This is a genomic window from Agrobacterium radiobacter (assembly GCF_040801995.1).
GTDB classification, from domain to species: Bacteria; Pseudomonadota; Alphaproteobacteria; order Rhizobiales; family Rhizobiaceae; genus Agrobacterium; species Agrobacterium radiobacter.
The window spans coordinates 955,526-967,843 of the sequence record NZ_JBEGHX010000001.1 but is presented as its reverse complement, the minus strand read 5'-3'; the positions used below and the strand labels follow the sequence as shown (position 1 = coordinate 967,843).

General features: G+C 59.6%; 11 protein-coding genes. All 11 read right to left on the bottom strand.

What is annotated here, in order from left to right:
- Positions 1-7: 7 nt before the first annotated feature.
- The 11 genes from MRBLRC7O_RS04935 to MRBLRC7O_RS04885 all read right to left on the bottom strand — a co-directional run bounded on the left by MRBLRC7O_RS04935 (position 8) and on the right by MRBLRC7O_RS04885 (position 12,317).
- Entirely contained in the window at positions 8-1,519 is a 1,512-nt protein-coding gene (locus MRBLRC7O_RS04935) for an NADH-quinone oxidoreductase subunit M (RefSeq protein ID WP_080866092.1), read from the bottom strand.
- Positions 1,519-3,516 (bottom strand): NADH-quinone oxidoreductase subunit L, encoded by a 1,998-nt coding sequence (gene nuoL / locus MRBLRC7O_RS04930; RefSeq protein ID WP_003502391.1) that lies wholly within the window; start codon positions 3,514-3,516, stop codon positions 1,519-1,521. Before nuoL ends, MRBLRC7O_RS04935 begins: the two co-directional genes overlap by 1 nt.
- Positions 3,517-3,523: 7 nt before the next feature.
- Complete coding sequence (gene nuoK / locus MRBLRC7O_RS04925; protein ID WP_003502389.1) at positions 3,524-3,832, bottom strand: NADH-quinone oxidoreductase subunit NuoK; 309 nt, start codon at positions 3,830-3,832, stop codon at positions 3,524-3,526.
- A 29-nt stretch (positions 3,833-3,861) separates the two neighbouring features.
- Positions 3,862-4,476, bottom strand: a complete 615-nt coding sequence (locus tag MRBLRC7O_RS04920; RefSeq protein WP_003502387.1) for an NADH-quinone oxidoreductase subunit J — start codon at positions 4,474-4,476, stop codon at positions 3,862-3,864.
- Positions 4,477-4,612: 136 nt separating this feature from the next.
- Entirely contained in the window at positions 4,613-5,104 is a 492-nt protein-coding gene (gene nuoI / locus MRBLRC7O_RS04915) for an NADH-quinone oxidoreductase subunit NuoI (RefSeq protein ID WP_003502385.1), read from the bottom strand.
- A gap of 36 nt (positions 5,105-5,140) precedes the next feature.
- Positions 5,141-6,187, bottom strand: coding sequence for an NADH-quinone oxidoreductase subunit NuoH (gene nuoH / locus MRBLRC7O_RS04910; protein WP_003496451.1), 1,047 nt, complete (start codon positions 6,185-6,187; stop codon positions 5,141-5,143).
- A 13-nt stretch (positions 6,188-6,200) separates the two neighbouring features.
- Positions 6,201-8,282 carry an NADH-quinone oxidoreductase subunit NuoG gene (gene nuoG / locus MRBLRC7O_RS04905; RefSeq protein WP_003502383.1) on the bottom strand — a complete coding sequence of 694 codons (2,082 nt, stop codon included), beginning with the start codon at positions 8,280-8,282 and terminating at the stop codon, positions 6,201-6,203.
- Between the two features lie 155 nt (positions 8,283-8,437).
- Entirely contained in the window at positions 8,438-9,742 is a 1,305-nt protein-coding gene (nuoF, locus tag MRBLRC7O_RS04900) for an NADH-quinone oxidoreductase subunit NuoF (RefSeq protein WP_003502381.1), read from the bottom strand.
- Between the two features lie 10 nt (positions 9,743-9,752).
- Complete coding sequence (locus MRBLRC7O_RS04895) at positions 9,753-10,850, bottom strand: NADH-quinone oxidoreductase subunit E (RefSeq protein ID WP_035212386.1); 1,098 nt, start codon at positions 10,848-10,850, stop codon at positions 9,753-9,755.
- A 16-nt stretch (positions 10,851-10,866) separates the two neighbouring features.
- Positions 10,867-11,127: a hypothetical protein gene (locus MRBLRC7O_RS04890; RefSeq protein ID WP_003502376.1), complete on the bottom strand. Its 261-nt coding sequence runs from the start codon at positions 11,125-11,127 to the stop codon at positions 10,867-10,869.
- Positions 11,127-12,317: an NADH-quinone oxidoreductase subunit D gene (locus MRBLRC7O_RS04885; protein WP_003502374.1), complete on the bottom strand. Its 1,191-nt coding sequence runs from the start codon at positions 12,315-12,317 to the stop codon at positions 11,127-11,129. The genes MRBLRC7O_RS04890 and MRBLRC7O_RS04885 overlap by 1 nt, the downstream gene beginning before the upstream one ends.
- Position 12,318: the final 1 nt, after the last annotated feature.

The window sequence follows — 12,318 nt, the reverse complement described above, 5'->3', positions numbered from 1 at the left end:
CCTGTCGTCAATTCATAGTGAGCGCAACATTTTGCGCCGCCTGCAGTGCAGCCGTATAGTTGTTTACCAGAAGATCGACCGATGCGGCGGTGGCATCGAAAACCGGAGCCGGATAAACGCCGAAGAAGATCGTCAGGACAACCAGCGGGTAAAGGATGACCTTTTCGCGGGTCGAAAGGTCGAGCATGCTTTTAAGGCTTTCCTTCTCCAGCGCGCCGAAAATCACGCGGCGGTAAAGCCACAGCGCATAGGCGGCCGAGAGGATGACACCGGTTGCCGCAAACAGCGCGACCAGCGTATTGGCGCGGAAGACACCAATCAGCGTCAGGAATTCACCGACAAAGCCTGACGTGCCGGGCAGACCGACATTGGCCATGGTGAAGATCATGAAGGCGACGGCATATTTCGGCATGTTGTTCACGAGACCGCCATAGGCCGAAATCTCGCGGGTGTGCAGCCGGTCATAAACCACGCCGACGCAGAGGAAGAGCGCGCCCGACACGATGCCGTGCGACAGCATCTGGAAGATTGCGCCCTGCACGCCCTGCACGTTGGCGGCGAAGATACCCATGGTCACGTAACCCATGTGGGCAACGGAGGAATAGGCGATCAGCTTCTTGATGTCGTCCTGCATCATCGCCACCAGCGAGGTGTAGATGATGGCGAGAACCGACAGCGTGAAGACGAAGGGTGCGAAATAATCAGACGCCAGCGGGAACATCGACAGCGAGAAACGGATGAAACCATAACCGCCGAGCTTCAGCATGACGCCGGCAAGGATGACAGAACCTGCGGTCGGCGCCTGAACGTGGGCATCCGGCAGCCAGGTGTGAACCGGCCACATCGGCATCTTGACCGAGAAGGCTGCGAAACAGGCAAGCCATAGCCAGGTCTGCATGCCGGCCGGGAAGCCGTACTTCAGAAGTTCGGTCATGTCGGTCGTACCCGCCTGCCAGTACATCGCCATGATGGCGAGCATGGTCAGAACCGAGCCGAGAAGCGTGTAGAGGAAGAACTTGTAGGATGCGTAGACGCGATCCTTGCCGCCCCAGACGCCGATGATGATGAACATCGGGATCAGCGTCGCTTCGAAGAAAACGTAGAAGAGAACCGTATCCAGCGCCACAAAGACGCCGATCATGACCACTTCCAGAAGCAGGAAGGCAATCATGTATTCCTTGATGCGCTTTTCGATCGAATCCCAGCTTGCCAGCACGCAGAAGGGCATGAGGAAGGTGGTGAGGATGACGAACAGCATGGAGATGCCGTCGACGCCAAGATGATAGGCGGCGATGTTGCCGAACCAGGCATGCTTCTCGACCATCTGGAAGCCGGGGTTCGAATTGTCGAAACCGATCCAGATGAACAGCGACACGATGAAGGTGAAGACGGTCGTCAGCAGCGAGACATTGAGAATGTTGCGGCGACCATAGGGGCCGTTCTCATTCGTCAGAAGCAGCAGCACCACGCCGACGAGCGGCAGAAAGGTGACCGTTGAAAGAATGGGCCAATCGGTCATCAGAGGGCACTCCCGAGCATCATCCAGGTGACAAGCGCCGCGATGCCGATCAGCATCGCAAAGGCATAGTGATAAAGGTAACCGGATTGCAGGCGGACCATGCGGTTGGTCACGTCAACCACACGCGCTGCAATGCCGTTCGGTCCATAGTGGTCGATGACGGCGACGTCGCCCTTCTTCCACAGGAAGCGGCCAAGCGCCTTTGCGGAACGAACGAAGAGGAAGTCATAGAGTTCGTCGAAGTACCACTTGTTGAGAAGGAACTGGTAGAGGCCGCGGTGGGTCTCGGCCAGACGCTTCGGCGTCTCTGGCGACTTGATATACATGTACCATGCGGTCACGAAACCAAGCGCCATGGCGAAGAACGGGCTCCACTTCACCCAAAGCGGAACATGGTGGAACTCTTCGAGGATTTCATTTTCCGGAAGCGTGAACAGGGCGCCCTTCCAGAATTCAGCATATTCATGACCGAAGAAATAACCTTCGAAGGCCACACCGGCAAAGATCGCGCCAACGGTGAGGATGAAGAGCGGGATCAGCATGACCATCGGCGATTCATGCACATGGTGCATCACGTCGGCGGAAGCGCGCGGCTTGCCGAAGAAGGTCATGAAGGCCAGACGCCAGGAGTAGAAGCTGGTGAACAGCGCGGCGATGACCAGCAGCGTGAAGGCGACGCCCGAGAGAACCGAATGGGACGCGTAAGCGGATTCGATGATGACGTCCTTCGAGAAGAAGCCGGCAAAACCGATCATCGTGCCCGGGATCCCGACGCCGGTCAGCGCCAGCGTGCCAACGGTCATGGTCCAGAAGGTGATCGGGATGTGCTTGCGCAGGCCGCCCATGTAACGCATGTCCTGCTCGCCATCGACGGCGTGGATAACCGAACCGGCGCACAAGAACAGCAGGGCCTTGAAGAAGGCGTGTGTGAAGAGGTGGAACACGGCAGCACCATAAGCGCCGACGCCGAGCGCCACGAACATGTAACCAAGCTGCGAGCAGGTCGAATACGCAATCACGCGCTTGATATCGTTCTGTACGAGACCAACGGTCGCCGCGAAGAAGGCGGTGATCGCGCCAATCAGCGTCACGACGGTAAGCGCGTCATGCGACAGTTCGAACAGCGGCGACATGCGGGCGACGAGGAAGACACCGGCGGTAACCATGGTTGCGGCGTGAATGAGGGCAGACACCGGGGTCGGGCCTTCCATCGCGTCCGGCAGCCAGGTGTGCAGCAGGAACTGCGCCGATTTACCCATCGCGCCCATGAACAGCAGCAGGCAGACGCCCGTCATCGCATTGGCCTTGTCCAGCTGCATGCCGAACAGGTTGATGACCGTTTCCGTGGAAGCGGCACCTTCGGCCGGCAGATAGGTGCTGGCGGCAGCGAAGATGGTTTCGAGATTGATCGAGCCGAACAACACGAACACGCCGCCAATACCGAGGATGAAACCAAAGTCGCCGACGCGGTTGACGATGAAGGCCTTCATGGCCGCAGCCGAAGCGGACGGCTTCTTGAACCAGAAGCCGATCAGCAGATAGGACGCCAGACCAACGCCTTCCCAGCCGAAGAACATCTGCAGCAGGTTGTCGGAGGTCACCAGCATCAGCATGGCGAAGGTGAAGAGCGACAGATAGGCGAAGAAGCGCGGACGATGCGGATCGTGGTGCATGTATCCGATCGAATAGAGGTGCACCAGCGTCGAGACCGTGTTGACGACGACGAACATGACGGCCGTCAGCGTATCGATGCGGAACGCCCATTCGACGTCGATGCCGCCGGACTGGATCCAGCGCAGCACGGTGACCTTGATCACCTCGCCCGGCTCGCCATGGGCAAGCGCGACACTGAAGAAGACGATCCATGACAGGATGGCGACCACGATCATCAGACCGGTGGTGACATATTCCGAAGCCTTGGCGCCGATCGACCGGCCAAACAGGCCGGCGATCAGGAAGCCGATCAGTGGAAGAAAGACGATAGCCTTGTAGATCATAGCCTTATCAGCCCTTCATCATATTGACGTCTTCGACGGCGATCGATCCGCGGTTGCGGTAGAAGACAACGAGTATTGCAAGACCGATGGCCGCTTCGGCGGCTGCGACGGTCAGAATGAACAAAGCGAAGACCTGGCCGACGATGTCGTTCAGGAACGCCGAGAACGCCACCATGTTGATGTTGACCGCCAACAGGATGAGCTCGATCGACATGAGGATGACGATGACGTTCTTCCGGTTGAGGAAGATGCCGAACACGCCGATCGTGAAGAGAATGGCGCTGACCGTCAGATAGTGGGAAAGACCGATTACCATATTGTGTTTCCTTGAATCCGTTCGCGCCTTCAGATGCCCTGACCCGGCTTGACCTTGACCGTGGTGACGGCGGTCTTCGGGTCACGGCCGACCTGCGTGGATACATCCTGCCGCTTGATGTCAGTGCGATGACGCAGCGTCAGCACGATGGCGCCGATCATGGCCACCAGCAGCACGAGACCGGCGAGCTGGAAGAAGTAGATGTAATTGGTATAGAGCACATCACCCAGCGCGGCCGTATTGGTGCGCTCGGTCACCGGCGGGATCGGCATGGTGATCGATTTCGCCGCCTGCGGGTTGAGCACGCTGCCGCCGACAACGACGATCAGCTCCGCCGCGAGGATGACGCCGATCAGCGCGCCGATCGGGGCGTATTGCAGCACGCCGGAGCGCAGCTCCGCAAAATCCACATCCAGCATCATGACGACGAAGAGGAAGAGCACCGCGACAGCGCCGACATAAACCACCAGCAGGATCATGCCGAGGAACTCGGCTCCCGTCAGCAGGAACAGCGCGGCTGCGTTGAAGAAGGTCAAAATCAGAAACAGCACCGAATGAACAGGGTTCTTCGATGCAATGACCATGAACGCAGACGCCACGGCGACGAAAGCGAATATATAAAAGAATACAGCGTGCAGACCCATCTTGGTGCCTTCTTGTCCTCATCGGGAGAAGATGGCCGAAAGCCCCCTCACCCGTTTCGTCCCCGCCGGCGAAAACCGCGCAGGCATTTTACTTTTCATCGCTTTCCGGAGGCTCCCCCGGAAAGACGGTTGCGCCTTAACGGTAAGGCGCATCCAGTGCGAGGTTGCGTGCGATTTCACGCTCCCAGCGGTCGCCATTGTCGAGAAGCTTCTGCTTGTCGAAATAAAGCTCCTCGCGGGTTTCCGTCGCGAATTCGAAGTTCGGGCCTTCGACGATGGCGTCGACCGGGCAGGCTTCCTGGCAGAAGCCGCAATAGATGCACTTCACCATGTCGATGTCGTAACGCACCGTGCGGCGGGTGCCGTCGTTGCGGCGCGGGCCGGCTTCGATGGTGATCGCCTGAGCAGGACAGATAGCTTCACACAGCTTGCAGGCGATGCAGCGTTCCTCACCGTTGGGATAACGGCGCAGCGCATGTTCGCCGCGGAAGCGCGGAGACACCGGGCCCTTTTCAAAGGGATAGTTCACCGTCGCCTTCTGTTTGAAGAAGTGGCGCATCGTCAGGAAGATCGCACCGACGAACTCCTTGAGGAACAGTGAATTGACGGCTTGGGAAAGGCTTGCCATCTCAAACTCCAGATTTCTGAGCGAGGCGTACGGACATCAACCGGCCCACCCCGTCAGCTTCAATACGAATGCAACAATAACGACCATGGCGAGCGACAGCGGCAGGAACACCTTCCAGCCGAGGCGCATGAGCTGGTCATAACGATAACGCGGAACGAAAGCCTTGGTCAGCGCGATCATGAAGAAGACCATGCAGCCCTTGAGCGCGAACCAGACAATGCCCGGAACCCAGTTCAGGAACCACACATCCACGATCGGCAGCCAGCCGCCCATGAACAGGATCGTCGTCAGGCAGCAGATCAGGACGATCGCAGCATATTCGCCGAGCATGAACATCATGTAAGGCGTGGAGCCATATTCGACCATGTGACCGGCAACCAGTTCCGATTCCGCTTCCGGAAGGTCGAAGGGCGGACGGTTGGTTTCGGCAAGGCCCGAGATGAAGAACACGATGAACATCGGGAACAGCGACAGCCAGTGCCAGTCAAGGAACGAGGCCGGCAGGCCGAGCATCGTGCCGAGGCCGGTCTTCTGGGCAAGCACGATATCCGTCAGGTTCAGCGAACCGACGCAGAGCAGCACGGTGACGATGACGAGGCCGATCGACACTTCATAGGACACCATCTGCGCGGCGGAACGAAGCGCGCCGAGGAACGGATACTTCGAGTTGGAAGCCCAACCGCCCATGATGATGCCGTACACTTCAAGCGAGGAAATCGCGAAGATGTAGAGGATGCCGACATTGATATTGGCGACGACCCAGCCTTCATTGAACGGAATGACGGCATAGGTGGCAAGCGCCAGCGTCACGGCGACCAGCGGCGCCAGAAGGAAGACGGCCTTGTTGGCACCGGCCGGGATGACGGGCTCCTTGAGGATGAACTTCAAAAGGTCGGCGAAGGACTGGAAGAGACCGAAAGGACCAACGACGTTCGGACCACGGCGCAGCTGCACGGCTGCCCAGACCTTACGGTCAGCGAGCAGCAGGAAGGCGATGGCCACCAGAAGGCAAACGAGAAGCAGCAGGGACTGGCCGACCATGATCAGCGCGGGCCAGACGTAGCTCCAGAAAAACTGTTCCATAAATCCCCTACCCTTACTCTGCCGCAGCCTGGAAATTGTTGCGGGCCAATGCGGAACACTCGGCCATGACGGCGGATGCGCGCGCAATCGGGTTCGTCAAATAAAAGTCTTTTACGGTCGAGGCAAACGCCGACTTGTTGAGGCTACCCGCATGAGCGGCGAGAGCCTCGATATCCTTACCGTTGCCGGCAACGATCTCGTCGGTTTCTGCCAGATGCGGATGAGCAACATAAAGCTGGCCACGCAGCGCCGAGAGCGAATCGAACGGCAGCTTCTTGCCGAGCACGTCGGAAAGCGCACGCAGGATCGCCCAATCTTCGCGGGCCTCGCCCGGTGCGAAACCGGCGCGGTTGCCCACCTGAACGCGGCCTTCGGTGTTGACCCAGATACCGGATTTTTCGGTATAGGCCGCACCCGGAAGGATGACGTCGGCGTGCATCGCGCCATGGTCACCATGGCTACCGATATAGACGGTGAACTTGGCGCCCTTGTTCGACAGGTCGATTTCATCGGCGCCGAGCAGGAAGAGAACGTCCATGGACGTTACCATTTCGGCAGCAGCAACACCGCCCTCGCCCGGCACGAAGCCGATATCGAGACCACCGACGCGGGCAGCGGCGGTGTGAAGCACCGAGAAGCCGTTCCATTCTTCGCTGATGGCGCCAACCGAAACGGCAAGCTTTGCAGCAGCAGCCAAAACGGCTGCACCATCGGCGCGCGCCAGAGCGCCCTGGCCGATGATGATCAGTGGGTTCTTGGCAGACTTCAGCTTTTCGATGAAGCTGTGCGAACCGTTGGCCAGATCGGAAAGCGTTTCCGCGCCCGAGCCGAGATATTCATAATTGTAGCGCAGCTCACCGGCTTCGCCGATCACGCCGATCGGGAAACCGCCGCGACGCCAGCGCTTGCGAATGCGGGCGTTGAGCACGGCCGCTTCGTAACGCGGGTTGGAACCAACGATCAGCAGCGCATCGGCCTGTTCGATACCTTCAATGGTGGAATTGAACAGATAGCTGGCGCGGCCGAGCGAAGGATCGAGCGCTGCACCATCCTGGCGGCAATCGACATTGGCCGAACCGAGCGACGCCAGCAGCGACTTCAGCGCGAACATTTCTTCGACGGAGGCCAGATCACCGGCAATCGCACCGATCTTGCTGCCGGATGTCGCAGCAACTGCGGTCTTGATCGCGCCGAAGGCTTCGCCCCAGCTTGCAGGCTGCAGACGGCCATCCTTACGAACGTAAGGGCGGTCGAGACGCTGGGTCTTCAGACCATCCCAGATGAAGCGGCTCTTGTCGGAGATCCACTCTTCGTTGATCGCCTCGTTGACGCGCGGCATGACGCGCATGACTTCGCGGCCACGGGTATCGACGCGGATCGCCGAACCGAGCGCGTCCATCACGTCGATGGTTTCGGTCTTGTTCAGTTCCCACGGACGGGCGGTGAAGGCGAAAGGCTTGGAGGTGAGCGCGCCGACAGGGCAAAGGTCGACCACGTTGCCCTGAAGCTCGGAGGTCATGGCCTGTTCGAGATAGGTGGTGATCTCGGCATCTTCGCCGCGGCCGATGAGGCCGAGTTCGGCAATGCCGGCAACTTCCGTGGTGAACCGGACGCAACGCGTGCAGTGGATGCAGCGGTTCATCACCGTCTTGACGAGCGGGCCAATGTACTTGTCTTCAACCGCACGCTTGTTTTCCGCATAACGCGAGCCGGCGATACCGAAGGCCATGGCCTGGTCCTGCAGGTCGCATTCGCCGCCCTGGTCGCAGATCGGGCAATCGAGCGGGTGGTTGATGAGCAGGAATTCCATCACGCCTTCGCGGGCCTTCTTGACCATCGGCGTGTTGGTGAAAACTTCCGGCAACTCGCCGTTCGGGCCGCCGCGAACGTCGCGAACGCCCATGGCGCAGGATGCGGCGGGCTTGGGCGGTCCGCCCTTCACCTCGATGAGACACATGCGGCAGTTACCCGCGACCGACAAGCGCTCATGAAAACAAAAGCGCGGAACTTCAGCACCAGCCTCCTCACACGCCTGCAACAGCGTGAAATGATCCGGAACCTCGATCTCTTTACCGTCAACCTTGAGCTTTGCCATGGTTCTACTTACGTCCTGTTGCCTGTTCGTCCCGTGTCTCTCACACGGTCCGCAACAAATCCTTAATCGCGCCCGACACTTAATCTCGTCGGCCAGGCGCTTCATGGTGTTCCGGCGCCGGGATCATCCCCGCGCCGCATGCAAGCCGCCAAAACTTATTCGGCAGCTTCCAGAACAGCGCCATCATCCATGGCCCTGTAGGTATATTGGTCGATGCGCTTTTCGATTTCCGGACGGAAATTGCGGATCAGCGCCTGTACCGGCCATGCGGCGGCGTCGCCGAGCGCACAGATGGTGTGGCCTTCAATCTGCTTCGTCACTTCGAACAGCATGTCGATTTCGCGCTTCTGCGCGTTGCCCTTCACCATGCGTTCCAGCACGCGCCACATCCAGCCGGTGCCTTCACGGCACGGCGTGCACTGGCCGCAGCTTTCATGCTTGAAGAACGCCGCGATGCGGGCGATCGCCTTGATGACGTCGGTGGACTTGTCCATGACGATCATGCCGCCGGTGCCGAAGGACGACTTCACTTCGCGCATGCCGTCGAAGTCCATGATGGCGTCCTTCATGTCCTCACCGCGCACGATGGGGCAGGATGCGCCGCCGGGGATGACGCCAAGCAGATTGTCCCAGCCGCCGCGAATGCCACCGCAATGGTGTTCGATCAGTTCACGGAAGGACAGGCCCAGCGCATCTTCGAAGGTGCATGGACGCTCGACATGGCCGGAGACCATGAACAGCTTGGTGCCGACATTGTTCGGACGGCCGATAGACGAGAACCATGCCGCACCTCGGCGCAGAATGGTCGGAGCAACGGCGATGGATTCGACGTTGTTGACGGTCGTCGGGCAACCGTAAAGACCCATATTGGCCGGGAACGGCGGCTTCAGGCGCGGCTGGCCCTTCTTGCCCTCGAGGCTTTCAAGCAGTGCCGTCTCTTCGCCGCAGATATAGGCACCTGCGCCGTGATGGACGTAGATGTCGAAATCCCAGCCGTTCTTGTTGTTCTTGCCGAGCAGGCCTGCATCGTAACATTCGTCGATGGCGGCCTGAAGCGCCTCACGTTCGCGCATATATTCGCCGCGCACGTAGATATAGGCGGTGTGCGCACCCATGGCGAAACCGGCGATAACGCAGCCTTCGATCAGCGTATGCGGATCGTTGCGCAGGATTTCGCGGTCCTTGCAGGTGCCGGGCTCGGATTCGTCGGCGTTGACCACGAGATAATGCGGACGGCCGTCGCTTTCCTTGGGCATGAAGGACCACTTGAGACCCGTCGGGAAGCCTGCGCCGCCGCGACCGCGAAGGCCGGAAGCCTTCATCTCGTTGATGATCCAGTCACGACCCTTTTCGATGATCTGTTTGGTGCCATCCCAATGGCCGCGCGCCATCACGCCCTTCAGGGACTTGTCCTTGAGGCCGTAGAGATTGGTAAAGATGCGATCCTGATCTTTTAACATGCTTCACCCTTTACCGCGGCTTCTTGCCGAAGACCTTGATATACTCGGCTTCGCCACCCTTGGCGAGCGCCTCGGCCTGCTTGATCCACTCATCGCGTTCGATGCGGCCCTTGAAATTCAGATAACCATCCACCCAGTCGCATTCGGCCTTTTTCCAGCCGGCAATCTGCGCGTAGGTGAAGATGCCGAGCTCATGCAGCGTGCCTTCGATCTTCGGACCGACGCCGGAAATCAGCTTCAGGTCGTCGGGCGTTGCGGGCTTTTCGATGCCGGCCGGACGATCCTTGGAATCGAGTGACGGCTTCGCAGATCCCGAAGCTTCCTTTTCGGCGGCCTTGACGTTGGCTTCGGCAGCCTTCGGCGCGGTCGCCGGCGTCTTCAGCTTCGGATCGGTTTCCGGCGCGTCCGTCTTCGGCTTGGCGGCATTGGCCGGCGGAACCGGTGCGGCATCAGCCACGACTTCGGCAGGCTTGTCGAGATTGGAACGATCCGGCTTGATCTCTTCCGTCAGGGTCGTCAGACCACCGACCGGGACCGACTCGTGACGGTCGATCTGCGGGCCGGTCTTGACCGTGTCGCCCTTGCCTGCCTCGAACGTGTCGATGATCTCTTCCAGACGCTCGGGCGTCAGGTCCTCATAGGCATCCTTGAAGATGATGACCATCGGCGCGTTGACACAGGCGCCCTGACATTCCACTTCTTCCCAGGAGAGCGTGCCGCTCTCATTGGTATGCAGCGGATCGTGATGGATCTTCTTGCGGCAGACGTCCATCAGCGCTTCCGAGCCGCGCAGCATGCAGGGCGTGGTGCCGCAGACCTGAACGTGGGCGCGCGTGCCAACCGGCTTCAGCTGGAACTGCGTATAGAAGGTCGCCACTTCCATGACGCGGATATAGGCCATATCCAGCATGTCGGCGATTTTCTCGATGGCGGCGCGGGTAACCCAGCCGTCCTGCTCCTGCGCACGCATGAGCAGCGGGATGACCGCCGATTGCTGGCGTCCCTCGGGATATTTCAGAATCGTCTTTTCCGCCCATGCGGTATTTTCCGCATTGAAGGCAAATGCCATGGGCTGGAACTGATCTTCGGCTAGTCGACGAACGGACATACTTCCTCACGCCTTTTCAGTTTAACGTCTCACAACGCGATCTCGCCACCGTGACGAATTCGCAGGCGTAAGCCGCCTTGTCTTTCTGCATGAACACGATGAACTTGCTGCCATTGGGAACCGAGGCCTTGATCTCGTATCCCGATGACAGAAGCTGCTTGATGGTCGAAGAGCCGCCGCTCGACAGCGATACCTCAGGCTCGCTCGTCGCCGTCTGGGCGAGAACGGGTGCCGACATCGCAGCGAGAAAAGCCGGTATAGCCAGCGGCAGACGCATCAGCGGTCGACCTCCCCGAACACGATGTCGAGTGAGCCGAGCACGGCTGTAACGTCAGCAAGCTGATGGCCCTTGCACAGGAAATCCATGGCCTGCAGGTGTGCGTAGCCCGGAGCGCGGATCTTGCAGCGGTAGGGCTTGTTGGAACCATCAGCGACCACGTAGACGCCGAATTCGCCCTTCGGCGCTTCGACAGCGGCGTAAACTTCGCCGGCCGGTACGTGATAACCTTCGGTGTAGAGCTTGAAGTGGTGGATCAGCGCTTCCATCGAACGCTTCATCTCGCCACGCTTCGGCGGAACCACCTTGCCGTCAAGCGAGGAGACCGGGCCGATGCGATGCCTTCCGGACAGAAGATCGACGCACTGCTTCATGATCTTCACCGATTCGCGCATTTCCTGCATGCGGATCAGGTAACGGTCATAGCAGTCGCCGTTCTTGCCGACGGGGATGTCGAATTCCAGATCGGAATAGCACTCGTAGGGCTGCGCGCGGCGCAGATCCCAGGCAGCGCCCGAACCGCGCACCATCACGCCCGTGAAACCCCAGGCGAAGGCGTCTTCAAGCGAGACCACGCCGATATCGACGTTACGCTGCTTGTAGATGCGGTTGTCGGTCAACAGACCTTCGATATTGTCGAGCACGGTCAGGAACGGATCGCACCACTTGCCGATATCATCGACCAGTTCCGGCGGCAGGTCCTGATGAACACCGCCCGGACGGACATAGGCCGAGTGCATGCGGGCGCCGCAGGCGCGCTCATAGAACACCATCAGCTTTTCGCGCTCTTCGAAGCCCCAGACCGGCGGCGTCATCGCGCCGACGTCCATTGCCTGCGTCGTCACGTTCATGATGTGCGACAGGATGCGGCCGATTTCAGAATAAAGCACGCGGATCAGCTGGCCGCGCATCGGGATTTCGAGGCCCAGCAGCTTTTCGACGGCGAGCGCAAAAGCGTGTTCCTGGTTCATCGGCGCGACGTAGTCGAGACGGTCGAAATAGGGAACGGCCTGCAGATAGGTCTTGGTCTCGATCAGCTTTTCGGTACCGCGGTGCAGAAGACCGATATGCGGATCGACGCGCTCGACGATTTCGCCGTCCAGTTCCAGAACCAGACGCAGCACGCCGTGCGCGGACGGATGTTCCGGACCGAAGTTGATCGTGAAATTGCGGACGTTATGCTCAGTCATT

Excerpts from the sequence above, each read along its gene's own strand:
- MRBLRC7O_RS04935 (WP_080866092.1), bottom strand. The coding sequence starts at position 1,519 with ATGACCGATTGGCCCATTCTTTCAACGGTCACCTTTCTGCCGCTCGTC.
- nuoL (WP_003502391.1), bottom strand. The coding sequence starts at position 3,516 with ATGATCTACAAGGCTATCGTCTTTCTTCCACTGATCGGCTTCCTGATC.
- nuoK (WP_003502389.1), bottom strand. The coding sequence starts at position 3,832 with ATGGTAATCGGTCTTTCCCACTATCTGACGGTCAGCGCCATTCTCTTC.
- MRBLRC7O_RS04920 (WP_003502387.1), bottom strand. The coding sequence starts at position 4,476 with ATGGGTCTGCACGCTGTATTCTTTTATATATTCGCTTTCGTCGCCGTG.
- nuoI (WP_003502385.1), bottom strand. The coding sequence starts at position 5,104 with ATGGCAAGCCTTTCCCAAGCCGTCAATTCACTGTTCCTCAAGGAGTTC.
- nuoH (WP_003496451.1), bottom strand. The coding sequence starts at position 6,187 with ATGGAACAGTTTTTCTGGAGCTACGTCTGGCCCGCGCTGATCATGGTC.
- nuoG (WP_003502383.1), bottom strand. The coding sequence starts at position 8,282 with ATGGCAAAGCTCAAGGTTGACGGTAAAGAGATCGAGGTTCCGGATCAT.
- nuoF (WP_003502381.1), bottom strand. The coding sequence starts at position 9,742 with ATGTTAAAAGATCAGGATCGCATCTTTACCAATCTCTACGGCCTCAAG.
- MRBLRC7O_RS04895 (WP_035212386.1), bottom strand. The coding sequence starts at position 10,850 with ATGTCCGTTCGTCGACTAGCCGAAGATCAGTTCCAGCCCATGGCATTT.
- MRBLRC7O_RS04890 (WP_003502376.1), bottom strand. The coding sequence starts at position 11,127 with ATGCGTCTGCCGCTGGCTATACCGGCTTTTCTCGCTGCGATGTCGGCA.
- MRBLRC7O_RS04885 (WP_003502374.1), bottom strand. The coding sequence starts at position 12,317 with ATGACTGAGCATAACGTCCGCAATTTCACGATCAACTTCGGTCCGGAA.